The organism is Ruegeria sp. (genome assembly GCF_028066395.1).
Classification (GTDB): Bacteria; Pseudomonadota; Alphaproteobacteria; order Rhodobacterales; family Rhodobacteraceae; genus Ruegeria.
This window is the reverse complement of the sequence record NZ_JALCBM010000004.1, coordinates 13,544-35,648: the sequence shown is the minus strand read 5'-3', so window position 1 is coordinate 35,648 and position 22,105 is coordinate 13,544. Positions and strand designations below refer to the sequence as shown.

Here is a 22,105-nt window from a genome sequence, read left to right as displayed (position 1 = left end):
TCGGTCGAATGGGCCTCAAAGCAGATATGCGGAACATCCGTCAGGGCTTGTGACAGGTGATCCGGGGCCGTCAGGTTAAAATGGTCGATATGCGTGGGGGCGAATTCCAGGCCGGGTTGCACCACCAGCCCGATGACGCGGGGCCAGGCTTGCGCCACATTCGCCGATTGGAACGCAGCCAGATGGGCCTTCAGCGTTTTGCGGGCGTGGACGGGATCGGTTGGCGTGATGCCTTGCCCGTCCTCATCGGCGCGCGCGCCGCCGGGCGGGGGCACTTCGGTGCCGATGACATAGCTGAGCCGCGCGGGATCAGGGGCCGTTGCCTCGCAGATCGCGGCCAGACGGGCGGCCCGTTCTGCCGAAACCTGATCGTCCACTTGCGCCGGTTCGCCTGCGCATCCTTCGGAACAGTCAAGGTGGATCTTGGTGAAGCCGGCAGCCACATAGGCGCGCATCAGATCCTCGGCCTTGGCCATGGCGCGGTCTGCGGGTTCGCTGCGCCAAGCTTGTGGGCCCAGATGGTCTCCGCCGAAATGTATCAATTCGGGGTTGGCCCCGACCTGATCGGCAATGTCCCTGACAAAGGCGATGAAATCGGCAGGTTGCAGTCCGGTATAGCCGCCGAACTGATTGACCTGATTGCTGGTCGCCTCGATCAGAATGGGGTGCTGCATCTTTTGCGCCAACGCCAACGAGGCGCGCAGGACATCCGGTTGCGCGGAACAGACGGACGGGATGGCGACCGGGGCTCCGGCGCGGTTGCGTGCGTTCAGGTCGGCAAAGAAACTCATTGGGTCATACCTTGATCAGGGGCTGAGCGAACCAGCAGGGCCGCGCCGCGCGTGCCGCTGCTGTCGCCAAATTCCGGCTTGGAGATGACAGGCGCGCGCAAGGCGGGCAGCGCGGCTTGTGCCAGAGCCTCTGAAAACGCGTGGTCCAGCCCATCGATCTTGCTGAGCCCGCCACCCAGCACGATGCAATCCGGGTCGAGATGCAGTTGCAGGTTATGCAGCAGTTCCCCCGCGATTTGCAGCCAGACCGCGAACACTTGCCCTGCTGCGGTTTCGCCCGATGCTGCGGCGGCCACCAGATCAGGGGCGGTTCGGGATTGGCCAGTCAGAACCTGACACAGCCGGGTCATACCGGCGCCGGACAGATAGGTTTCGAAACACCCCTTGCGTCCGCATCCGCAGGGCAGAAGCGGCAATTGATGCTGCGCAACCAGCGGGGCGGGAAGGGCCGCGTGGCCGACCTCCCCGGCCAGCATATTGGGCCCCGGCAAAAGCGCGCCGTCGACCACGACCCCTCCGCCAAGACCGGTGCCGAGGATCAGCCCGAACACGGTGCGATACCCGTCGCCCGCGCCGCGTGTCGCCTCGGACAGTGCGAAACATTTGCAGTCATTGGCCAGCCGGATGGTCCCGCCATTGCGGGCCATAAGGTCTGTTCCCAGCGGCTTGCCCTTGGCGGGCAGGTTGGCGGTGTGTGAGCATCCGGTGACCGGATCGATCAACCCCGGAATGCCGACACCGACCGGCAGGTCGCTCTGCCGCGCCTCGGCGCGCAGCCAGGCGATTTCGCCGCTCAGCGCATCCAGCAGATCGGCATATTCCGTCTGTGGGGTTGCCACGCGCCGGGTCTTGATCGGGGTCAGGGTGGCGTCGAACAGGGTCGCCTCGATCTTGGTGCCGCCCAGATCAATACCGCCACAGGTCGGGGCGTCAGACATAGAGGCGGACATGGCTGACCACCCGGCTGAGATTTCCCCCTTCGAACGGATTGTCCACGTTCAGGTTCAGCGATTTTGACCACGCAACCGACAATACCTGTGCCACCAGCACGTAAAGCGCGGTGTTCCAGACATCGGGCAGACCGTTGGGCAGGCTCAGATCCGGGGTCGCACCCGCCGCCGGGTCGCCTATGCTGACGGTGCGGGTGGCCGGGAACTGGCTGCGCAGTTCGGCCACGATGTCGTCGTCATATTTTCGCGACAGCGGATCAGAGGACAGGAACACAAATACTGTGGTCTGGTCATCTGTGATCGCCTTCGGCCCATGGCGAAACCCAAGCGTACTGTCCCAGGCCGTCACCACCTGACCGGCGGTCAGTTCCAGAACCTTCAGGGCGGATTCCCGGGCCGTCCCCAGAAAGGGGCCCGATCCCAGAAAGACGGCCCGCGCGGGGCAGGGCAGGTCCGGCACGCTCTGCAGCACATCACGGGCTGCTGTCGCGAGCGTGCCAAGATTGCCGGATATTTCGTCGGCCTTTGCGCCGGACAAACAGGCCAATGCCGTCAGCAGCATGGTGGTATAGCTGGAGGTCATCGCAAAGCCCTGATCGTGGCACGCGTCAGGCAGTACGATCACCTTTTGCGTGCCGGGTCCCGGATGGTCGCGCGTGGCCAGCGCGCTGGTTGCGTTGCAGGTGATGTTCAACCGATCCGCCGCCGGGCAGGTCCGGTCCAGCAAATCCAGCGTGCCGATGGTTTCCGAACTGTCGCCCGAACGCCCGAAGGATACAACCAAAGGACGCAGCCCCGGTTTCAGATAATCCCCGGGCCGCGCGACCAGGTCGGTCGAGGCCACGGCGCGCACTGGTATCCCCTGCAATCGTGCGTCCAGAAAGACAGCAAGCGCATCGCCAATAAAGGCCGATGTCCCGGCCCCCGTCAGCCAGATCACATCCGGTTTGCGGGCGGTGACCCATGCCGCAATATCCGCCGCGATGCCGGGCAGGATATGTGACCAGGCCTCCCAGATATCCGGCTGTGCGGCGATTTCCGTTTCGGTTGCCCAGGTCTGTGCGCTCATGAATGAAATCCGTTTTTATGTGTTGTTGGCTATGCGGCGTCGGGAACCTGCGCCAGATGAAGTTCGACGTTCTTGTCCCGCAATTCCTGTCGCATGTCCTCGGGCATTGATGCGTCCGAGACGATGGCGTCCACCTTGGACAGATCACAAATGCGGTGCAGCTTGGTGGCCCCGAATTTGCCTGCGTCGGCCAGCACGATGACCCGACGGCTGGCCCGGATCATGGCCCGGTTCAGATGCGCCTCTTCCTCGCTGAAAGTGGACAGACCCAGCGAGGGGTCCACCCGGTCCGCGCCTAGCAGGACGGTGTCAAATGACATGCCCTCCAACGTGGTTTCGACAAGCCGTCCGCTGAGGGACATGGAATTCTGACGCAAAACGCCCCCTGTCAGCATCAACTGATGTTGCGGGCATTCATGCAATGCCAGCATCAGGTTCAGCCCGGTGGTCATCAGAACCTTTGGGGAAGCCTCGCGCAGATGGTCGGCCATGAACTGAACGGTCGAACCGGAATCGAGCAAAATGGACTGATCATCCGCGATCAGCCGGGCTGCCAGCGCAGCCACCGCGCGCTTGGCCCTTTTATTGACGACCTCCTTGTCGCGGATGGTCGGCTCCAGCTCGGCGCTGCTGCCGCTTTCGCGGGCGGCCATTGCCATCGCGACTGCGATACGCAGATCAGGCAGCCCTTTGAAGCCATAGCGGCGCCCGAACCGGATCAGGCTGGGTTCGCTCACGCCGACAGTCTCGGACAGCTCGCGCAGGGGTTGGCGGATGAATTGCGTGGGATTGGCCAGCAGAAACTCGGCCACGCAACGCAGCGCGCGCGACAATTCGGGCAGGTCGTCTTGGATCTGGTTCAGAATGTCGGCTTTTTCGGCCACGTGGTCGCCCTTTCGGCTGCTAGGTATTTTGTTCAGCAAAACTACATTACCAAAACATTCTGGAAAAGCAACGCCTGTGAAACATCATTAAATCTCTGCAAAATTCAAGTTTTGTTGCAAAACTACATTTTTAGCCCTAAGCTTTGATTCGAAACCGCCATCCATGGCGCTTTTTCGAGGGAGGAAATCTTGTGTCTGACATCAAACTTTCCGGCTTGAGCCTGATCGCCACACTGATGGCGGGTACGGCCTTTGCCGAAACCGAAATCACCTATTGGTCCTTCTGGAATGAGCCCGAACCGCAGGCGCAGGTTCTCAAGGCTTTGATGGATGAATACAGCGCCGCGAACCCGGACGTGACCTTCAATGTGGTGTGGAACGGGCGCCAGAACCAGACGACGGTGCGCAATGCGCTGGCCGGGGGCACCAGTATCGATCTGATGGATGCCGATATGGATGGCCTGAATGGCGGTCTGGTCGGGCAGGGCGCGGCCATCGCGCTGGATGATCTGGTTGCCTCGGACTCGCCCGATGGCGGCACCGTGGGTGAGGCGATCTATCCCGCACTTCTGGCCAATGCCGAACTGAACGGGTCGGTCGGGCAGCTGCCTTATGCGTTCTATACCTATCAGATTTTCTACAATGCCGCCCAAATGCGCGATGCCGGTGTCTCGGCAACCCCGGCCACATGGGCTGAATATATGGATGCGATGAAGGCGGTGCAGGCGAGTGGCGTGAATGCCATCGCGGTGGAAAGCGACATCGCCTTTTACAACATCAACTGGTTCAACTACCTGCTGGCACGCATCGCCGGGCCGGATTTCGTGTTGAAGGCGGCCGAGGATAAAACCGGCGAAACCTGGCGTGACCCTGCGGTGCGGCAAGCGCTGGAGCTTGAGGCCGCGCTGTGGGCCGATGGGCTGATCCCCGAAGAAAGCAAGGGCTATCAATGGCCTGCCGGTCAGCAGACCCTCGCCTTTGGCGAAACCGCGACCGAGCTGGTCGGATCATGGCTGCCCATCGAACTGGCCGATCAGGTGGACGAAGGGTTCGAATGGGGTGCGATGAACTTTCCCATGGTCGAGGGCGGCAAAGGTGATGTGAATGACACCATCATCTACGCGGTCAGCTTCGCAATCCCCGATGGGGCCGAGGATGCGGATGCCGCACAGGATTTCATCCGCTTCGCGCTCAGCAAATCGGCGCAGCAGAAGATGGCGGATGATGCGCTGATCGGCGTGGCCAATGCTTCGGTCGAGTGGGCTGATGTGATTTCCGACAGTCGCGAGGCGGTGGCAAACGCAACAAGCCTGCTGTCCGAGAATCTGGGCCTCAAGGTTGCGTATGCGGATTATTCCAGCAACATTTACGAGGCGATGCACAACAAGGTGTTCCTGGGCCAGATTTCCATTGATGAATTCGTCGATGGCATGGTCGAGCAGACCAAAGGCTATTGGGAAAACCGCTGATCGCGGAGTTTGACTGAACCGGTCCCGCGCCCGGGGCCGGTTGCGCAAGCGAAGACAGGGTAGGCAGCATGATCGGGAAAAGACTTATCGGGCTGTTCGTGACGCCTGCTCTGGCAATCTATCTGTGCTTTTTCCTGATCCCGACCGGTTTCACCTTTTACTTCAGCCTGTTCGACTGGTCCGGTTTCGGCACCGAGGCCCAGTTCATCGGGTTCGACAACTACCGGCGTCTTTGGAATGATCCGACCTTCTGGCTGAGCTTTCGCAATACGCTGGCCCTGCTGTTTGTCGGTGGGTTCTTCGTGTTCGTGCTGGCCTTTCTTTACACCATCCTGATCAACTCGGGCATCTGGGGCAAGAAACTGTTCCGGCTGGTATTTTTCCTGCCCAACGTCGTGTCCGTCGTCGCCCTGTCGGCGATGTGGGCCTATATTTACAACCCGCGCTACGGCTTGCTGAACACCTCTCTCAAGGCCGTGGGTCTGGATGAGATGGGGCGCACCCTGTGGACTTCGCCCGACAATATCTTCTGGGCGATGCTGGCGGCGCTGGTCTGGGTGTTCACCGGGTTCTTTCTGATCCTGCTGCTGGCGGGTGTCGACAAGATTCCGCCCGATATGTACGAGGCCGCCGATCTGGAAGGCGCCAACCTGTGGCACAAGTTCTGGTACATCACCGTGCCGATGATCTGGGACGTGATGACGATTTCCTTTGTCATCTGGATCATCAACGCCGTGAAGATGTTCGAATTTCCCTTTGCCTTCGGCTTTCTGCAGGTGCCTCAGCAGCTTTATACGCTGGGAATCTATCTTTACATCATGGGCTTCGGCCAACGTGATCCGATCTATCAGCTGGGCTATGCCACCGCCATCGGCGTGGTGATGCTGGTTCTGGCCTTCAGCCTGATCGTTCTGGTGCGCCGCCTGATGCGTCGCGATCAGTTGGAGTTCTAGGCCATGACCCTTCTGCGCCGCCTGCCTGCTTACATCGCCATCTGGGCCTGGGTTGCCTTCACCGTCGCCGCAATCCTGTGGGTGGTGATGAGCGCCTTCAAATCCAAACGCGAAGTTTTGCGCTCGGGCCTCAAACCCCCGGCTGAACTGCGTTGGGAAAACTTTGAGACCGCCTGGACCATCGGACGATTGGGTGAGTTCTTCTCGAACTCGGTCGTCATCGTCTGCCTGTCGGTCTTGCTGATCCTCGTGGTCTCGACCCCAGCAGCCTATGTGCTGAGCCGTGCGAAATTCCGCGGCCGCGAGTCGCTGACCAACCTGTTCGTGATTGGTATGGGCATTCCGATTCCGATGCTGTTCATCCCGATCTTCGGCATCCTCGCATGGCTGCGCCTCTCGGACAGTCTGACCGGCCTGACCATCGTCTTTGTCGCCATCTCGATCCCGTTCACCGTCTACCTGCTGACCGGCTTCTTTGCCTCGCTCCCGTCCGAGCTTGAGGCCGCGTCCCTGCTGGACGGGTGCAGCGATTTCCAGACCTTCCGCTATGTGATGCTGCCGATGGCAATGCCGGGTGTGGCCACGGCTGCGATCCTGAATTTCATCTGGCTGTGGAACGAATACCAGCTGTCTCTGGTCATCCTGAACAGCCCGGAAAACCGCACGCTGCCGCTGGGGCTCTATTCCCTGCAAAACGCGATGCAATATACCAGCGACTGGCCCGGCCTGTTTGCCGGTGTGACCATTGTCATCATCCCCACAATCCTCGTCTATGCCGTCCTGTCCGAAAAGATGATCTCGGGCATGACCATGGGCGCCGTGAAGTAAGGACCGCCCCGCGTGACTGCATTCGAAGCCATCTCTCTGGACAAGCATTACGGCGAATTCCACGCCCTGAAAGATATCAATCTGAGCGTCGAACCGGGCGAGTTCATTGTTCTGGTCGGCCCGTCTGGCTGTGGCAAATCCACCCTGATGCGCACGATTGCGGGGCTGGAAAAAGTCACCTCGGGCGATTTGAAGATTGACGGGCGATCCGTCACCGGATTGCTGCCCAAGGAACGGGACGTGGCGATGGTGTTCCAGTCTTATGCGCTGTACCCGCACATGACCGTGGCCGAGAACATTGGTTTTGGCATGAAGATTGCCAAGCGCCCCAAGGCTGAGATTCAGGAAAAGGTTCTGGCCGCAGCCAAGGTGCTGAAGATCGAGGATTACCTGAACCGCAAACCCAAGGCTCTGTCCGGCGGCCAGCGTCAGCGGGTGGCCATCGGGCGCGCTATTGTGCGCGACCCCAAGATTTTCCTGTTTGACGAGCCCTTGTCCAATCTGGATGCTGCGCTGCGCGTCGAAATGCGGGTGGAACTGGCCCGGCTGCACAAGCAGTTGGATGCCACGATGATCTATGTCACCCATGATCAGGTCGAGGCGATGACGCTGGCGGACCGGATCGTGGTCATGAATGGCGGGGTGATCGAACAGATCGGCGCGCCGCTTGATCTGTTCAACCGGCCCCGGAACAAGTTTGTTGCCGGGTTTCTGGGTCAGCCTCCGGCGATCTTCGTGCGGTTGGACGGGCATGAGGTGAAGGGGTCGCGCCTGCAGGTCCAGTTCTCGGGAACGTCCGTTGATCTACCGGCCCCCGAAAACCAGACCGGGACGCCGGTCGAAATCGGCCTGCGTCCCGATTTCTTTGAACTCGACCCCGAAAACCCCGATCTTTCACCGCAGGTTGAAGTGGTTGAACAGCTTGGCGACACGACGCTTTTGTATACCCGTTTGCCGGATGGACAGCAGGCAACGGTTCAACTGCCCGGACAGGTCACCGCGAAATCCGGGGACAGGATACCGCTGCGGATCAAATGCAAATCCCCGCTTATTTTCGACGAGGCTGGACGCAACCTTTTCGCCTAAGCGCAGCGCGGTGATTTAAAACAACGCTTGCCGGATCATGTTCAGCCCCATGATCAGGAAGATCCCCAGAAATATCCTTCTGAACGTCTTTTGATCGACATGGTTTCGGAACGCCTCACCCAGCGCATACCCGGAAAATGCGGGGACCAGCAGCGCGGTGGAAATCACGAACTCATCGGCCTGCATCAGCCCTTGGGTGACATAGCTTGCGCCCAGAGGCAGGCTGCCGAAAAAGATCAACAACCCCGAGGCGCGCACGAACTCGGTTTTGTCGACATGCCGGGCGGTCAGATACATCGCCATCGGCGGGGCCCAGACGGAGGTGAGCCCGCCCATGATGCCCGCCGCCACCCCAAGAATGATCTGGGCCTGCGTGACCAGCCGGTCGGGAATGTACGGGGCCCAGGTCGTCGAACTGACGATGGCAAAGACGACGATGGATGATCCCAGAACGGCCAGCAGGAACTGCTCGGACACGCCGATGGTCAGGTTGACGGTCAGCCAGACGCTGATCACCAGTGCCAGGATGAAGGGCGCATAGCGTTTGCAGGCCTGCAGCACCTCGCCCGACCGGTAGACTTGCCAGGCATTGGATACGATCATCGGGATCAGGATATAGGCGATGGCCTGTCGGGGGCTTGTGGACAAGGTCATCACCCCCAGCGCGGTGGTGGGCAGGCCAAGACCGATCGTTCCCTTGACCGTCCCGGCAATCAAAAGCGCCAGAACGGGGATGATCAGGTCCGGCAGGCTGGTTGGTAGAAATGTCATACGTGTTTTTGTTCCACTGCCCGAGCGCCGTTCGGTGGCGATCAGAGTTTAAAGCCCTTTGAGCGGATGAACTCTCCGAACCCTGTGCGTTCTCCGACACTGTATTGCCGCGCCTTATCCAGGCTCCAGCCATAGGCGTCACTTTCGCCATATCGCTCTGCCAGACGTTGTTGCTTGTACGGTTGTTCCTGTTCACGCCGTTGATCATAGGAGCGAACATTGTCTTGTAAATTGTCCTCGCGGTAGCGGTCAGTATGGACGGTGACCGAAAGCGGCAGGCGCAGGCTGTTTTGCTGCTTCGTCGCCTTGGGATAGCCAAGGGCAAGACCGACAAAAGGAAACACGTGATCCGGCAGATGCAGCAGGTCGCTGACCTTCTGTGCATGATCCCGGATTGCGCTGATGGGGCAGCAGCCAAGCCCTATTGCCTCGGCGCCCGCGATGAACGCTTCCATCGCGATGGCGGCGTCGGCGGTGGCGTTGAAGAAGGCATCCAGATGATCATTGGCAAAGTCCAGCCCGTGCCAGTCGTGCAACAGCCGCTGTCGCCGGTTGTTGCCGCAGAAAATCAGCAGATGCGGGATGTCACGGGTCCAGCCCTGATGCGCAACCAGCCCAAGCAGTTCGGATTTCAGGCCCGGGTCTTCGATAATGACGATGTCACGTTGCTGAAGATCGCTTTTGGTCGGTGCGGCAAGCGCGGTTGCGCAGAGGATATCAATGGTCGCGCGGGGAACCGGATCGGCTGTGAAGTCCCGGCACGATCCCCGGCTGGCAAGGTGCAGCAATGACGACAGGTCCGGGCCATCCGGGTCGGGCGACGGGGCATCGGCGAACTTCGCGCGTAGCGCTTTGATCACAATATCGTGCTGGGTCATTTTCGGCTCGGCTGGCAAAACAAGGGTTGGCTGGAGACTGAGAGCATTTGGATGAGCACTCCATGCGTTAGGGCGCGGTTCGGAAAGGTAAATCACTTCCCGTTAGAAAGACTTACACAAAAGATTAGGATTTATCCCTTTTGGTTAGAAAAACTCTTGATGTAAAGCTTGTCCGCAAGCGAGATTAAATCCAAGAGGCAATTTTGGAACAAGCGGAACAGACGCATCTTGAGGTGACCGTCCGACGCGGCGATGCCGATGGAGGCAAGGATGAGGTGTTCAGGGTTCCCGCCCATGACAACCAGACCATCCTCGACGTGGTGTCCTGGATACAGCAATACAGCGACCCGACCCTGACCTACCGGTTTGCCTGCCGTGTGGGCATGTGCGGAAGCTGCGCGATGATGGTCAATGGCGAGCCGCGCTGGACCTGCCGGACCCATGTCAACAAGGTGCTGGACGGCAACAAGCTGCACATCGCCCCCCTGCGCAACCTGCCGGTGATCAAGGATCTGGCGGTGGATATGGACCCGTTCTTCGACAAATGGGTCGAGGCCGAGGGCAAGCACCATCCGACCAAAACCCGCGATGATCCGATCGAGCAGATCAACCCCGAAAGCGCCGAACGGAGCGAGGCCAATGCCGGGATCGAATGCATCAACTGCTCGGTCTGTTATGCGGCCTGCGATACGGTGGCGGGCAATCCCGATTATCTGGGGCCAGCGGCGCTGCAACGGGCGTGGACGCTGTTCAACGATGCCAAGAACGAAGACAAGCAGACGATACTGGATGCGGTCTCGGGCACATCCGGATGCCACAATTGCCATTCGATGGGCAGTTGCACCCATTACTGCCCGAACGATCTGAACCCGATGGCTGCGGTTGCGGGCCTGAAACGGGAAACCGCGAAATCCTTTTTCCGGAGGCGTAAGAATGCTTGATCTGAGGCTTTACATGGCGCAGCGGATCAGCGCGATGGTCATGGCCCCGCTGGTTCTGGGTCACATCGCGGTGATGATCTATGCGATACAGGGCGGGCTGAGCACCGCTGAAATTCTGTCGCGTACCCAAGGATCGGTATTCTGGTTCCTGTTCTACGGCCTCTTTGTCGTGGCCGTGTCAATCCATGCCGCCATCGGTTTGCGCGTCATCGCCCACGAATGGCTGCGCCTGCGCGGTGCCGCGTTGTCGCTGCTGACCTGGGGCATCGGTCTGGTTCTTCTGGTCATGGGGGGGCGTGCCGTAATGGCCGTGACGCTGCTATGACCCGCCCGCCGCGCTCTCATCCCTTGTGGCTGGCCTTTGTGCTGCACCGCCTGTCCGGTCTGGCGCTGGCCCTGTTCCTGCCTGCCCATTTCTGGGTGCTGTCGATGGCGCTGACACAGCCGCAGCGGTTGGACAGCTTTCTGGAATTCGCCGAGAACCCGATGGTCAAACTGGCCGAGTTCGGGCTGGTCTTCCTGCTGTCGGTCCACATCTTCGGCGGTCTGCGCCTGCTGGCGCTGGAGTTCCTGCCCTGGAGCAACAAGCAGAAATCCCTGGCCGCTGGTGCGGTCGGCCTGTCGCTGTTCGTGTCGGGCACTTTCTTTTTGCAAGCGATATAAGCCATGCCTCTGAACTCTGATATCGACCGTCACGACACCGACATTCTGATCCTGGGCACCGGCGGGGCGGGGCTGTTCGCCGCGTTGCATGCACAGCAATCGGCACCGCCGGGCACGAAGATCACCATTGCCGTCAAGGGATTGATCGGCAAATGCGGCTGCACAAGGATGGTGCAGGGCGGCTATAACGTGGCCCTTGGCGGTGGCGATACGGTCGAACGGCATTTCATGGATACGATTCAGGGCGGCAAATGGCTGCCCAATCAGGACATGGCCTGGCGCCTGTGCGAACAGGCGGTGGTGCGAGTGCGCGAGTTGGAAAACGAGGTCGGTTGCTTCTTTGACCGCAACCCCGATGGCACGCTGCACCAGAAAGCCTTCGCCGGGCAAACGGCTGACCGGACCGTACATAAAGGCGACCTGACGGGGATCGAGATCATCAACCGCCTGATGGAACAGGTGCTGTCCCGCCCCATTGAAAAGCTGCAGGAACACCGCGCCATCGGCCTGATCCCGACGCGGGACGGCTCGGCGCTGGCGGGTGTTCTGATGATCGACATGCGCACCGGGCGGTTCCGGTTCGTGCGGGCCAAGACGGTGCTGATGGCCACCGGCGGTGGGCCCACCATGTACAAATATCACACGCCCTCGGGCGACAAGACCATGGATGGTCTGGCCATGGCCCTGCGCGCGGGTCTGACCCTGCGTGACATGGAAATGGTGCAGTTCCACCCGACCGGCCTGCTGGCGGGCGATCACACCCGCATGACCGGCACCGTGCTTGAAGAAGGTCTGCGCGGGGCAGGCGGGCAACTGATCAACCACGCGGGCCAGCGGTTCATGTTCGACTATGACGGGCGCGGGGAACGCGCCACCCGCGATGTGGTCAGCCGGGGCATCTATGCCGAGATGCGCAAGAACAACAATCCGGAACAAGAGGGCGTCTTTATCTCGATGGCCCATCTTGGGCCGGACAATGTGCGCAAGAAATTCAAGGGCATGGTCAATCGCTGCGCCGATAGCGGCTTTGATCTGGCTGCAGGCAAGGTCGAGGTGGTGCCCACCGCGCATTACTTCATGGGTGGTGTCGTGGTCGATGTGGACACCCGCGCGGGTCTCGAAGGGCTCTATGTTGCGGGTGAGGATGCAGGCGGTGCGCATGGATCGAACCGGCTGGGGGGCAACGGGGTTGCCAACTCGACCGTTTATGGCGGGATCGCAGGCGACACGATGGGTGCCGATATCCGCAAGATGGGCGCCCTGCGCGACCCGGATGAGGATGCGCTGGCCGCCGAGATCGAACGCGCGCGTCATCCGCTGACCCGCAAACCCGCGCCGATCCAGCCCCTGCGCCAAAAACTGCAAGAGGCGATGTGGGAAGATGTCGGCGTCATGAGGACCGAAACCGGTATGGAACGCGGCCTGAAGCGGATCGCCGAAATCTCGGACGAGTTGACAGAGATCGGCGTGGCCCCGGACAATCTGGCCTTTAACCTGACCTGGCATGACTGGCTGAACATGCGCTCGCTTTGTGATATATCTGAGGCGATCACCAAGGCCGGTCTGGCGCGCGAAAACTCGCGCGGGGCGCATTTCCGCGAAGACTTCCCCGAACCCGGTGATCTGGACGCGTCCTATTTCACCGTGGCAAACCTGAAGGACGGCGCGGTCGAGGTCACACGGCAGCACGTCGACTTTTCCATCGTTCGCCCGGGCGAAACCATCCTGCCCGAAGGCGAACCCGAAACACTGGTAGCGCAACAATGATAGCCATCGATCTGATCCAGAAGACAGCTGAACAACTGATGGACAAGGCGGCCATCGAGATCCCCGAGGATTACCTTGATGGATTACAGGCCGCCGCCAAGACCGAGGATGGCGATCTGTCATCCTTTGTTTTGCAGGCCATGCTGGAGAACTATGAGGCCGCCAAGGAAGACCGCCGCGCCATGTGTGGCGATACCGGCGTGCCGCGCTGGTTCGTCAAGATGGGGAACGAGGCACAGGTCGAAGGCGGCATGTTCGCGCTGGAAACCGCGCTGCGCCGCGCCACTGCCAATGCCACCAACGGCGTGCCGCTGCGCCCCAACCGTGTGCATCCCCTGTGGCGGACCGATCACAACAACAATGTCGGCATCGGCGCGCCCGAGATCGAATACGGGTTTGAACCCGAAGGTGACTGGATCGACCTGATCACGGTGCATAAGGGTGGCCTGTTTGGCACGGATTACCGGATGTTGTTCCCCTCGGACGGGATCGAAGGCATCAAACGCTTTTACCTCGACTGCCTCGTCGCCTTTGGTAAACGCGGGCTGGCTTGCCAGCCTGCGATCATCGGCATCGGGCTGGGCGGGTCCAAGGACACCTGTATGGTTCTGGGCAAACGCGCCGCGACCCTGCGCACCGTGGGCAGTCGCAACTCGGACCCGAAAATCGCCGCGCTTGAGGATGAGTTCAAGGAGCTGGGCAACTCCATCGGCATGGGCGCGATGGGCTTTGTCGGCAAGAACATGGTGATCGACTGCAATATCGAGGTTGGGTATTGCCACACCGGCGGCATGCAGATGTCGGTCCACGCCTTCTGCCTGTCGTCCCGCCGGGCGGTGGCGCGGCTCTGGCCCGATGGGCGGGTCGAATTCCGCACCGACCCGGACTGGTTCACCCCGTATCAGCGCCGTGAAACCGTCGATTGGGCACCCGAAGCACTGGAGGCCACAGCATGAAACCGCGCGAAGTCCGCCTGTCCACCACCCCCACGCCCGAGGCCATCGCCGATCTGCGTCTGGGTGACATCGTCTATCTGGACGGCCTGCTTTATACCGCGCGCGAGGGTGTCTACATGCGCGCGCTGGAGGAAAAGGCCAACATCCCGATGGAGCTGCCCTCGGAATCGGCGGCCAACTTTCACTGCTCGCCTGCGGCCACGATCCGCGGGGATGGCAGTTTCGACATGGGGGCGGTGACGGCGACCGCCTCGTTCCGGTTTGCCAAATGGCTGCCCGAATGGATCGCCAAGACCGGCGCCAAGCTGATCATCGGCAAGGGCGGCATGTCGTCCAAGGATTATAAGGAATATTTCGTGCCGAACGGCGCGGTCTATCTGTCCACCGTCGGCTATGGCACCGGTGCGCTGTTGGGCCGCGGGGTCGAGAGTGTCGAGGCGGTTCACTGGAACGAAGAACTGGGCTTGGCACAGGCCATGTGGGTGATAAAGTGCAACCGGATGGGGCCGTTCATTGTGGCCTCGGATCTGGACGGCAACTGCCTGTTCGAACGCGAAAACGAACGTATCAGCGAAAACCTTCATCACGTCTATGAAGGCACCAAGCCAGCAGTTCTGAAACGCTTTGGTGAAACTGATGATCGTAAGGACGAACTGATCGGATGACCTCAATCGCAGAGATGCGGCTGACCCGGAAAGCACATGAGCTGTTTCCCGGGCTGCTTACCGCTGTGACCATTGCCTTTGCAGCCAAATTCATATCCGAGCATTACGGCGCGCCCGTGATGCTGATGGCATTGCTGATCGGCATGGCGTTCAATTTTCTGGCCGAAGATGGCGGCCAATGTGTGCCGGGGATCGAGCTGGCGTCGAAAACGCTGCTGCGGTTCGGCGTCGGGCTGCTGGGCCTGGGCATCACCGTGCAGCAGATGATGGAGACCGGCTCGACCATGTTGCTGATCACGGTGTCGGGTGTTGTGCTGACCATCTTTGCCGGGCTGGCCTTCAGCCGGGTGCTGGGCCGCAAGACGCGGTTCGGGCTGCTGACCGGTGGCGCGGTTGCAATCTGCGGCGCCTCGGCGGCGCTGGCGATTGCCTCGGTCCTGCCGCGCAGCAAGGAACTGGAACGCGACACGGTATTCACGGTGATCGCCGTCACCGCGCTGAGCACGCTGGCGATGATCCTCTATCCGATCATCGCGACGCGCGTCGGGTTTTCCGACATCGCCACAGGCGTGTTTCTGGGGGCCACCATCCATGACGTGGCACAGGTGGTGGGGGCGGGCTATTCGGTCTCTGATCTGGCGGGCGAAACCGCGACCTTTATCAAACTGCTGCGCGTGGCGCTGCTGGTGCCGCTGGTCGTGCTGCTGTCGATCCTGTTCCGCACGCGAGAGGACACGAGCGCCAGCCGACTGCCCATTCCGTTCTTTGTTCTGGGGTTTTCGGCCATGGTTGCGGTGAATTCGATGGACATCCTGCCCGCCGCCCTGTCGCAGGCGCTGCTGGATCTGGCGCGCTGGTGTCTGGTGATTGCAATCTCGGCGCTGGGGATGAAAACCTCGCTCAGCAAGCTGCGCGATGTGGGCGGCAAATCGGTCTTTCTGGTCTGTGCCCTGACGGTGCTGCTGGCCGCCTTTGCCCTGATTTCCATCAAAGTGACAATGGCCTGACATTGTGGCCCCCTGCTGGGGGCCATGCTCAACCCCTCAGCCCAAACCGTGCGCGGCTAACGCGCGTTGCGTGGCCGGTCGGGCGCGCATCTGTTCGGCGTGGGCCTGCAGCTTTGGAAAATCCGACAGGTCCAACCCCGAAGCCGTGACCCAGCGGCCCAGCTGGAACACATATGGATCGCAGGCCGTATACCCCTCGCCCAGCACCCAAGGCGTGAAAGCGTAGTGCGCCTGCACATATTCGGCGCAGTCGCGCATGTTTTCGGCCACCTTCGCTTGCATCGCGGGATAGGTCTCGGGGTCGTCCGACCAACGCGCGCCGCGCTGTTTATGGGCAAAGGCGATATGCGCGGTTGAGGCGATATAGGCGTTCAACTCCTGCGCCTTGGCGAAGGCCCATGGGTCCGAGGGGATAAGCCCGGCCTCGGGATGGGTCTGCGCCAGATAGGCGAGGATCGCCGGGTTTTCCGTCAACACGCCTTGCGGAGTGACCAGCGACGGTATCCGCCCTTTGGGATTGATCGCCAGATAATCTGGCGACTGATGTTCTTTGTCGGGGATCGAGACTGGGATGGTCTGATACTCGGCCCCGATCTCTTCCAGCAGGATATGCGCGGCCAGCGCGCCGCTGCCCTTGGCGAAGTAATATGTCAGCATCTTGTTCTCCGTCTCAGAAAAGTTCACGCCCCATCAGGATCAGGCCCGAAACGAAACACAGGACAATCAGAAGCCGCCGGAACAGCGTATCCGAGACGCGTTTGAACAGGATGATGCCGAATTGTGCGGAAGCTAATGCGGTCGGGATGGCAATCAATGCATACCGCAATGTTTCCGGCGTATACGCGCCGCGCAGGGCCAGCAATGCCGCGCTCAGCGCCAGGACGCATACGTTGAACGGCTGCAAGACCGCGCGCGTCTCGGCCTTGGGCCACGCGCGCATCGAGCACCACATCGTCGGCAGCGCCCCCGAGAGCGACGCCAGCCCGCCCAGAACCCCGCCCAGAAAACCGACAGTGACATCAACCGCCGGGGTAGGGCGGTCAATCTTGGGCAGGTTGCGCCGCACCGTGAAGAACCCGCCATAGATCAGCAGAAAACCCGCGATGACCAGTTTCAGGGCCTGCACATCGACATAACGCAGGCTCAGAACGCCCAGCGGTATCCCGACCAGCGCAGGCAACAGAAACCGGGCCAGCCGTTTTGGGTTGTCCAATATGGCGTTGCGCACCACCCAAAGACCCTGCAGCCCGGTCACAACCGACAGGATCAGCACCAGAGCGACCGATTGGGTCGGCGGCAGCACGCTGAGGAAAAAGCCAAGGGCGAACAGTGAGGTGCCGAAACCGGCCAGCCCGTTGATAAAACCACCGGCGGCGGCACCGGCCAGTATCAGAAGGTAGTCTGGGGAATTCACTCTGTCATGCTCCGGTCGGTGCGTCGATTTCGAGGCGGCCGATTGAAATCGCCTCAAGGATCGTGGTGTGCAATATCTCAAGGATACGGGTGCGTGGATTGTCCGACCGGTAGATCAGGACCAACTGCCTGCTGGGGGCGTTTTCCCCCAGCGAGATGCGCTTGACCGGCATGGGGTTGGGGCTTTTAACACAGGTCTCGGGCACGATGGACACACCCAGATTGGCGGCCACCATGCTTGAGATTGCCTCAAGACTTTCCAGCTCCATGGTCTCCTCGACCCGCAGGTTCATCTCTTGCAGCCAGTTTTCGATCAACTGCCCCACCACCGCGTTGCGGTTGAACCGGATGAAGGGGTTCTCTGCGATCAGCGTCAGGGGATCGTCGCTGGGGGCATTGGGTGCGGCCAGCAATTGCATGCGTTCCTCGGTCAGATATTTGGCGGTGATCTGCGCGGGCAGGGACGGGGGTTTCGAGATGACTGCTGCATCCAGACGCCCCCGTTCGATCTCGGCCAGCAACGGCAGGGTGAGGCCGGGATTGACGCGCACATGCAGGTGATTGAACTTTTTCTTCAGCAGGTTGACGGTCAGCGGCGCCAGCCCCGTCAGGCTGGTGGGCAGGGCGCCCAGTGAGATCTCTCCGCTGAGCCCTTCGTCCCCCAGAACCGAGGGCACGATGTCGTCGTAGGCGCTGACCACTTCCTTGGCCTTGGCCACGATAGCGCGCCCGATCGGGGTTAATTCCGGGGTGCGTTTCGTCCGGTCAAACAGGGTCACGCCGAACTCGTCCTCCAGCGCGCGCATTTGCTGGCTGACGGCGGCGTGGGTGACAAAGACCTCATCCGCAGCGGCGCTGAAAGTGTGATTTTTCTCGACCGCGATCAGCGTTCTGAGCATGCGAATGGACATAAGTCTTTACTTGACCCTTCTTCATAAGCAAAACTTACAGTACCTGTAATGCAATTTTGCTTATGTTAAGTTCATCTTAACTGTATGAAGGATCGCATAAGACTACAAGCTATTCTTGCCTGGTTGCTCCGGGCAGATGCCAGGGAGGAAACAATGAAACTGAATGTAAAGCGCCTATTGGCCGCAACCGCATTTGGCGCGCTTGCGACAGCGGCGGCAGCTGAATATCCGGAACGTCCCATCAACATGGTCATTCCTTACGGTGCCGGTGGTGCCACCGATATTTCGGCCCGCACCATTGCCGAGCCGCTGGGCGAGGCCGTGGGCAAGCCGCTGGTCATGGTCAATGTGACCGGGGCAGGTGGGGCAACCGGGTCGGTCAACGTGCAGAACGCCACGCCCGACGGGTATACCATGCTGTTCGCGCGCGTCGGCTCGCATTCGGTAAACCCCGCGATGAAGGCAACCCTGCCTTACACGCTGGACGATTTCCGCTTTGTCACCGTCTATGAGATCAACCCGGTGGCCTGCGCCGTCAGCCCATCCTCGGGCATCGAGTCGATGGAGGACCTGATCGCCAAGGTGAATGAGGGTGGCGTGACCTATTCCTCGTCCGGTGTTGGCTCGCTGCTGCATCTGGCGGCGGTCATGGTGCTTAAGGAATACGGTGTCGAAGATCCGCTCAATCAGGCCACCCATATTCCGCAGAAGGGTGGCGGCGCGGCTGCGACTGCTGTGCTGAACGGCACCGCAACCTTCCTGTGCACCAATTCCTCGGCTTTGGCCAATTTCGTGGCCAACAATCAGTTGGTCCCGATCCTTGTGACCACGCCCGATCCGGTTCCGGGCTTTGACGCCCCGACCGCCGCGGATGAGGGCAAACCCGCCTTGCATCAACTGGTGGGCTGGACCGGCATCGCCGGGCCGGATGACATTCCGGATGACGTGGCCGAAAAATGGGGCGCATGGATGGCCACCGCGACCCAGGATCAGGGCTTTCTGGAAAAGATGACCACCCGTGGTTCGGTCATCGAGTTGATGGACCCGGCCCAGGCCAACGAGTTCATCGAGACTCAGTACAACACCTTCCGTAAGCTGGTGGATGAACTGGGAATGCGGATCGAAGGCTAAGCCCTTCTGCGCATCCTGCAAGCTCTGGGTGCCCGGCGTGATGCCGGGCGCTCTGGCCAAGGAAGGATTCTGCGATGAATGAGAAAACCCTGCAAATGCGACTGGGGTTGGGGGCGTGTCTTATGGCGCTGTTCCTGGTTTTCGTCGCGATCCCGAATTGGGTGGCCGCGCCCAGCAATGTTCCCAACATCATTCTGTCGCCGCTGTTTTGGCCCTATACCTTGTCGGCCTTCACGGGGCTTGTTGGTTTGGGTCTGATCGCAACCTCCATGCGCCTGCCGGTCACGGATGAGACATTGAACGACCCCATCGACGATCTGGGCCCCGCACGGATGCGGATGATCGGGATCGCCGTGATCATGCTGGTGTCGATGTTCCTGTTCCCACGGCTGGGAATGGTCTGGACCTGCATGCTGGCCTTTCTGGCCACTGCCTTTCTGGTCAAGACACGTCATCCCGTGACGGCGGTGATCTGCGCCATTCTCATCCCGCTGATCCTTTACGCCTTTTTCGCACATGTGGCCGGTGTGGCCGTCCCGCAGGGTAATTTCGTGAGGCTGCCATGAGTTTTATCGACAGCATTGCCGCAGGCCTGACGCTGGTCGGCAACATCGAATCCTTTCTGGCGCTGGCATTGGGGGTCATCATCGGCGTGATCGGTGGCGCCATACCGGGCATGTCGGCCACGATGGCCGTGGCCCTGACGCTGCCCTTTACCTTTGCCATGCAGCCCATCACCGGCATTCTGCTGTTGCTGGGTGTCTACAAGGGCGGCATCTTTGGCGGCTCAATCCCCGCGATCCTCATCAAGACGCCGGGCACACCCGCATCCTCGGCCACGATCCTTGACGGGTTTCCGATGGCCGAAAAGGGCGAGGCCGGGCGCGCATTGGGCATGGCGCTTTGGGCGTCGTGTACGGCGGACCTGATCTCGAACCTGTCGCTGATCCTGTTTGCGGGCTGGCTGGCGTCGTTCGCGCTGTCCTTTGGTCCGCCCGAGTTTTTCACGCTGATCCTGTTCTCGCTGACCATCATCGCCGGTGTATCCGGTGACAGCCTGCTGCGCGGGGCGCTGTCGGCGCTGCTTGGGCTGTTGCTGGCGACGATCGGGCTGGATCTGGTTTATGGGACCAACCGGTTCACCTTTGGCGATCCGAACATGATGGGCGGTTTGAACTTCATCGCTGTTCTGATCGGCCTCTTCGCCATCCCCGAGGTGATCGCGATGGTCTGGCACCCGACCGCGCATCTGGGCAAGACCCGGCAATTGGGCAGCAGTTGGGTCAGCTTTGCCGACTATAAGAAAAGCTTCAAATCCATCGTGCGGGGCAGTTTCATCGGCGTCTTTTTGGGCTCGATCCCCGGTATCGGCGCGGCCCCCGCTGCGTTCCTCAGCTATTCCGAGGCCCGCCGCAAATCCCCCGACAAAGAGAATTTCGGCAAGGGTGAAGTCGAAGGCGTCGCTGCCTCCGAGGCGGGCAATAACGGCGTGGCAGGCGCGACTCTGATCCCGCTGCTGGCGCTGGGTGTGCCGGGTGACGTGATCACCGCCATCATCATCGGTGCGTTCATGATCCACGGGCTGCAACCGGGCCCGATGATGTTCGTGATGAACACCAGCATCATCTACGGGCTGTTCATCGGCCTGATCGTCAGCTCGGTCTTTCTGTTCATCTTCGGCTCGCTGGCGATCCGTGGGTTCAAATACGTGGCGGACGTGCCCAAGCGCATTCTGGTCCCGGCGGTGCTGATCCTGTGCGTCTATGGTGTCTTTGCGGTCAACAACAACATCTTTGATATCGGTGTGATGTTCGCCATGGGCTGGGTCGGCTATCTGATGATGCGCTGCCACATCCCGGCGGCCCCGTTCCTGATCGCCTTCATCCTGGGCCCGCTTCTGGAAGACAATTTCCGCCAGTCCATGCTGATGTCGGGCAGTGATCCGGCGGTGCTGATCCGTGGCCCGATCACCTGGTTCTTCTGGGGCGCCACTGCGCTGACCGTCTTTGCCATCATCCGGGCAGGGATCAGGGCGACCAAGGGGCTGAAATCATCGACGCATGAGGTTGATCTGTCCAGCGAGTGACCGGGCGTCAAGTATCGGCGGTCCGACCCTGTTTGCGGGTCTGAAAGCCGGTGGGCGTCTGCCCGAAAACCCGGCGGAACGCATAGGAAAAGGCGCTGGGGCTGGAATAGCCACAATGTGAGGCGGCAGATTTTATCGTCTCGCCGCGCTCCAGCATTTCCAGCGCGACGGTAAAGCGGACACGCTGACGCCAGTCGCCAAAGCGCATGCCCAGTTCCCGGTTGCAGAGCCGCGTCAATGTCTTGGCTGACGCCCCGATGTCATGCGCCAGAACCTCAAGCGAGGCGCGTTGTGAGGGGTCCTCCATCAGCGTCATGCACAGGCGTTGCAGGCGCGGGTCGCTGGGCAGGGGGATGTTCAGCGGCAGGGCCGTCGCCGCCTCCATTTCAATGCAGATCAACTCGGCGATGCGTTCGGCGCGCGGGTCATCGGAAAAGTCCATCGGGGCCCGGGCAAGTTCGGCGATCAGTTCTCGCAGCAGGGGCGTGACCAGCAAGACCTTGGCTGACGCCGCCCCGGTGGCCGAGATATAAAGCGTGCGCATTTGCACCTGCCCGCGCATCTCGACACTGTGTTGTGTGCCCGCAGGCAACAGCAGCGCCCGGTCCGGCGGCACCACCCAGCTGTTGTCCGATGTGCTGACCCGCATGACGCCCGACACCGCATACAGCAATTGATCGCGCTTATGGGCATGCGGCGCGATCCGGTGCCCGTCGGCAAAGCGTTTCGACATCACCGCCACCGCCTGTGGCAGGTCCTGATAATCCTCTGCCTGCGTGCTGCGTGTGGGGGTATCTGTGCGGTCGTTGTCCATTTCTCGACAAATATTGTCCAGACATGGATTTTCGGTCAAGTCCATGATGTCGCCATAGAAACCCCGAGAGCA

At 60.8% G+C, this 22,105-nt stretch carries 24 protein-coding genes; 14 read left to right on the top strand and 10 right to left on the bottom strand.

What is annotated here, in order from left to right:
• The 4 genes from MPJ51_RS02300 to MPJ51_RS02285 form a co-directional block, all read right to left on the bottom strand.
• On the bottom strand, window positions 1-791 hold a 791-nt coding region (locus tag MPJ51_RS02300; RefSeq protein ID WP_298381370.1), incomplete at its 3' end, for a class II D-tagatose-bisphosphate aldolase, non-catalytic subunit.
• On the bottom strand, window positions 788-1,729 hold the full coding sequence (locus tag MPJ51_RS02295; RefSeq protein WP_298381369.1) for an ROK family protein: 942 nt from the start codon (window positions 1,727-1,729) through the stop codon (window positions 788-790). The genes MPJ51_RS02300 and MPJ51_RS02295, both read right to left, overlap by 4 nt.
• Window positions 1,722-2,810 carry an SIS domain-containing protein gene (locus MPJ51_RS02290; protein WP_298381368.1) on the bottom strand — a complete coding sequence of 363 codons (1,089 nt, stop codon included), beginning with the start codon at window positions 2,808-2,810 and terminating at the stop codon, window positions 1,722-1,724. Before MPJ51_RS02290 ends, MPJ51_RS02295 begins: the two co-directional genes overlap by 8 nt.
• A gap of 29 nt (window positions 2,811-2,839) precedes the next feature.
• Entirely contained in the window at window positions 2,840-3,694 is an 855-nt protein-coding gene (locus tag MPJ51_RS02285) for a transcriptional regulator (protein ID WP_298381367.1), read from the bottom strand.
• A gap of 191 nt (window positions 3,695-3,885) precedes the next feature.
• Between MPJ51_RS02285 and MPJ51_RS02280 the strand changes: the two genes are divergently transcribed.
• The 4 genes from MPJ51_RS02280 to ugpC all read left to right on the top strand — a co-directional run bounded on the left by MPJ51_RS02280 (window position 3,886) and on the right by ugpC (window position 8,030).
• Complete coding sequence (locus MPJ51_RS02280; protein WP_298381366.1) at window positions 3,886-5,163, top strand: extracellular solute-binding protein; 1,278 nt, start codon at window positions 3,886-3,888, stop codon at window positions 5,161-5,163.
• Between the two features lie 68 nt (window positions 5,164-5,231).
• On the top strand, window positions 5,232-6,116 hold the full coding sequence (locus tag MPJ51_RS02275; protein ID WP_298381365.1) for a sugar ABC transporter permease: 885 nt from the start codon (window positions 5,232-5,234) through the stop codon (window positions 6,114-6,116).
• 3 nt (window positions 6,117-6,119) lie between these two features.
• On the top strand, window positions 6,120-6,944 hold the full coding sequence (locus tag MPJ51_RS02270) for a carbohydrate ABC transporter permease (protein ID WP_298381364.1): 825 nt from the start codon (window positions 6,120-6,122) through the stop codon (window positions 6,942-6,944).
• A gap of 12 nt (window positions 6,945-6,956) precedes the next feature.
• Window positions 6,957-8,030, top strand: a complete 1,074-nt coding sequence (ugpC, locus tag MPJ51_RS02265) for a sn-glycerol-3-phosphate ABC transporter ATP-binding protein UgpC (RefSeq protein ID WP_298381363.1) — start codon at window positions 6,957-6,959, stop codon at window positions 8,028-8,030.
• Between the two features lie 15 nt (window positions 8,031-8,045).
• Here ugpC and MPJ51_RS02260 read toward each other — a convergent pair whose 3' ends face one another.
• Together MPJ51_RS02260 and MPJ51_RS02255 are read right to left on the bottom strand one after the other, a co-directional pair.
• Window positions 8,046-8,801: a sulfite exporter TauE/SafE family protein gene (locus tag MPJ51_RS02260; protein WP_298381362.1), complete on the bottom strand. Its 756-nt coding sequence runs from the start codon at window positions 8,799-8,801 to the stop codon at window positions 8,046-8,048.
• 41 nt (window positions 8,802-8,842) lie between these two features.
• Entirely contained in the window at window positions 8,843-9,775 is a 933-nt protein-coding gene (locus MPJ51_RS02255) for a nitroreductase family protein (RefSeq protein ID WP_298381361.1), read from the bottom strand.
• A 107-nt stretch (window positions 9,776-9,882) separates the two neighbouring features.
• On the opposite strand from MPJ51_RS02255, the gene MPJ51_RS02250 reads away from it, so the two are divergent.
• The 7 genes from MPJ51_RS02250 to MPJ51_RS02220 are packed head-to-tail and all read left to right on the top strand — an operon-like array spanning window position 9,883 to window position 15,678.
• Window positions 9,883-10,620, top strand: a complete 738-nt coding sequence (locus tag MPJ51_RS02250) for a 2Fe-2S iron-sulfur cluster-binding protein (protein ID WP_298381360.1) — start codon at window positions 9,883-9,885, stop codon at window positions 10,618-10,620.
• Complete coding sequence (locus MPJ51_RS02245) at window positions 10,613-10,945, top strand: succinate dehydrogenase (RefSeq protein WP_298381359.1); 333 nt, start codon at window positions 10,613-10,615, stop codon at window positions 10,943-10,945. Before MPJ51_RS02250 ends, MPJ51_RS02245 begins: the two co-directional genes overlap by 8 nt.
• Window positions 10,942-11,283, top strand: a complete 342-nt coding sequence (sdhC, locus tag MPJ51_RS02240; protein WP_298381358.1) for a succinate dehydrogenase, cytochrome b556 subunit — start codon at window positions 10,942-10,944, stop codon at window positions 11,281-11,283. Before MPJ51_RS02245 ends, sdhC begins: the two co-directional genes overlap by 4 nt.
• A gap of 3 nt (window positions 11,284-11,286) precedes the next feature.
• Window positions 11,287-13,050, top strand: coding sequence for an FAD-binding protein (locus MPJ51_RS02235; protein WP_298381357.1), 1,764 nt, complete (start codon window positions 11,287-11,289; stop codon window positions 13,048-13,050).
• Window positions 13,047-14,006 (top strand): fumarate hydratase, encoded by a 960-nt coding sequence (locus tag MPJ51_RS02230; RefSeq protein WP_298381356.1) that lies wholly within the window; start codon window positions 13,047-13,049, stop codon window positions 14,004-14,006. The genes MPJ51_RS02235 and MPJ51_RS02230 overlap by 4 nt, the downstream gene beginning before the upstream one ends.
• The gene (locus tag MPJ51_RS02225) at window positions 14,003-14,671 is read left to right on the top strand and encodes a fumarate hydratase C-terminal domain-containing protein (protein ID WP_298381355.1); all 669 of its coding nucleotides are present in this window, start codon (window positions 14,003-14,005) and stop codon (window positions 14,669-14,671) included. Before MPJ51_RS02230 ends, MPJ51_RS02225 begins: the two co-directional genes overlap by 4 nt.
• Window positions 14,668-15,678 carry a putative sulfate exporter family transporter gene (locus MPJ51_RS02220; protein WP_298381354.1) on the top strand — a complete coding sequence of 337 codons (1,011 nt, stop codon included), beginning with the start codon at window positions 14,668-14,670 and terminating at the stop codon, window positions 15,676-15,678. The genes MPJ51_RS02225 and MPJ51_RS02220 overlap by 4 nt, the downstream gene beginning before the upstream one ends.
• A gap of 36 nt (window positions 15,679-15,714) precedes the next feature.
• On the opposite strand, the gene MPJ51_RS02215 is transcribed toward MPJ51_RS02220, so the two are convergent.
• Genes MPJ51_RS02215 through MPJ51_RS02205 form a run of 3 tightly spaced genes read right to left on the bottom strand, consistent with a single transcriptional unit; the run spans window position 15,715 to window position 18,002 of the window.
• The gene (locus MPJ51_RS02215; RefSeq protein WP_298381353.1) at window positions 15,715-16,335 is read right to left on the bottom strand and encodes a glutathione S-transferase family protein; all 621 of its coding nucleotides are present in this window, start codon (window positions 16,333-16,335) and stop codon (window positions 15,715-15,717) included.
• A gap of 13 nt (window positions 16,336-16,348) precedes the next feature.
• Window positions 16,349-17,092 (bottom strand): sulfite exporter TauE/SafE family protein, encoded by a 744-nt coding sequence (locus tag MPJ51_RS02210; RefSeq protein WP_298381352.1) that lies wholly within the window; start codon window positions 17,090-17,092, stop codon window positions 16,349-16,351.
• Window positions 17,093-17,096: 4 nt separating this feature from the next.
• Window positions 17,097-18,002, bottom strand: coding sequence for a LysR family transcriptional regulator (locus tag MPJ51_RS02205; protein ID WP_298381351.1), 906 nt, complete (start codon window positions 18,000-18,002; stop codon window positions 17,097-17,099).
• A gap of 153 nt (window positions 18,003-18,155) precedes the next feature.
• On the opposite strand from MPJ51_RS02205, the gene MPJ51_RS02200 reads away from it, so the two are divergent.
• From MPJ51_RS02200 to MPJ51_RS02190, 3 genes are all read left to right on the top strand, one after another.
• Window positions 18,156-19,133 (top strand): tripartite tricarboxylate transporter substrate binding protein, encoded by a 978-nt coding sequence (locus MPJ51_RS02200; protein WP_298381350.1) that lies wholly within the window; start codon window positions 18,156-18,158, stop codon window positions 19,131-19,133.
• Window positions 19,134-19,207: 74 nt separating this feature from the next.
• Window positions 19,208-19,699 (top strand): tripartite tricarboxylate transporter TctB family protein, encoded by a 492-nt coding sequence (locus MPJ51_RS02195; protein WP_298381349.1) that lies wholly within the window; start codon window positions 19,208-19,210, stop codon window positions 19,697-19,699.
• Window positions 19,696-21,219 carry a tripartite tricarboxylate transporter permease gene (locus MPJ51_RS02190; protein WP_298381348.1) on the top strand — a complete coding sequence of 508 codons (1,524 nt, stop codon included), beginning with the start codon at window positions 19,696-19,698 and terminating at the stop codon, window positions 21,217-21,219. The genes MPJ51_RS02195 and MPJ51_RS02190 overlap by 4 nt, the downstream gene beginning before the upstream one ends.
• Before the next feature lie 7 nt (window positions 21,220-21,226).
• Here the strand turns inward: MPJ51_RS02190 and MPJ51_RS02185 are convergent, their stop codons facing one another.
• Window positions 21,227-22,078 (bottom strand): helix-turn-helix transcriptional regulator, encoded by an 852-nt coding sequence (locus tag MPJ51_RS02185; RefSeq protein WP_298381347.1) that lies wholly within the window; start codon window positions 22,076-22,078, stop codon window positions 21,227-21,229.
• Window positions 22,079-22,105: the final 27 nt, after the last annotated feature.

Bases quoted from the DNA above. Each gene is read 5' to 3' on its own strand.
- MPJ51_RS02295 (WP_298381369.1), bottom strand. From the start codon at position 1,729: ATGTCTGACGCCCCGACCTGTGGCGGTATTGATCTGGGCGGCACCAAG.
- MPJ51_RS02290 (WP_298381368.1), bottom strand. From the start codon at position 2,810: ATGAGCGCACAGACCTGGGCAACCGAAACGGAAATCGCCGCACAGCCG.
- MPJ51_RS02275 (WP_298381365.1), top strand. From the start codon at position 5,232: ATGATCGGGAAAAGACTTATCGGGCTGTTCGTGACGCCTGCTCTGGCA.
- MPJ51_RS02270 (WP_298381364.1), top strand. From the start codon at position 6,120: ATGACCCTTCTGCGCCGCCTGCCTGCTTACATCGCCATCTGGGCCTGG.
- MPJ51_RS02260 (WP_298381362.1), bottom strand. From the start codon at position 8,801: ATGACATTTCTACCAACCAGCCTGCCGGACCTGATCATCCCCGTTCTG.
- MPJ51_RS02245 (WP_298381359.1), top strand. From the start codon at position 10,613: ATGCTTGATCTGAGGCTTTACATGGCGCAGCGGATCAGCGCGATGGTC.
- sdhC (WP_298381358.1), top strand. From the start codon at position 10,942: ATGACCCGCCCGCCGCGCTCTCATCCCTTGTGGCTGGCCTTTGTGCTG.
- MPJ51_RS02235 (WP_298381357.1), top strand. From the start codon at position 11,287: ATGCCTCTGAACTCTGATATCGACCGTCACGACACCGACATTCTGATC.
- MPJ51_RS02230 (WP_298381356.1), top strand. From the start codon at position 13,047: ATGATAGCCATCGATCTGATCCAGAAGACAGCTGAACAACTGATGGAC.
- MPJ51_RS02225 (WP_298381355.1), top strand. From the start codon at position 14,003: ATGAAACCGCGCGAAGTCCGCCTGTCCACCACCCCCACGCCCGAGGCC.
- MPJ51_RS02220 (WP_298381354.1), top strand. From the start codon at position 14,668: ATGACCTCAATCGCAGAGATGCGGCTGACCCGGAAAGCACATGAGCTG.
- MPJ51_RS02215 (WP_298381353.1), bottom strand. From the start codon at position 16,335: ATGCTGACATATTACTTCGCCAAGGGCAGCGGCGCGCTGGCCGCGCAT.
- MPJ51_RS02205 (WP_298381351.1), bottom strand. From the start codon at position 18,002: ATGTCCATTCGCATGCTCAGAACGCTGATCGCGGTCGAGAAAAATCAC.
- MPJ51_RS02200 (WP_298381350.1), top strand. From the start codon at position 18,156: ATGAAACTGAATGTAAAGCGCCTATTGGCCGCAACCGCATTTGGCGCG.
- MPJ51_RS02195 (WP_298381349.1), top strand. From the start codon at position 19,208: ATGAATGAGAAAACCCTGCAAATGCGACTGGGGTTGGGGGCGTGTCTT.
- MPJ51_RS02190 (WP_298381348.1), top strand. From the start codon at position 19,696: ATGAGTTTTATCGACAGCATTGCCGCAGGCCTGACGCTGGTCGGCAAC.
- MPJ51_RS02185 (WP_298381347.1), bottom strand. From the start codon at position 22,078: ATGGACTTGACCGAAAATCCATGTCTGGACAATATTTGTCGAGAAATG.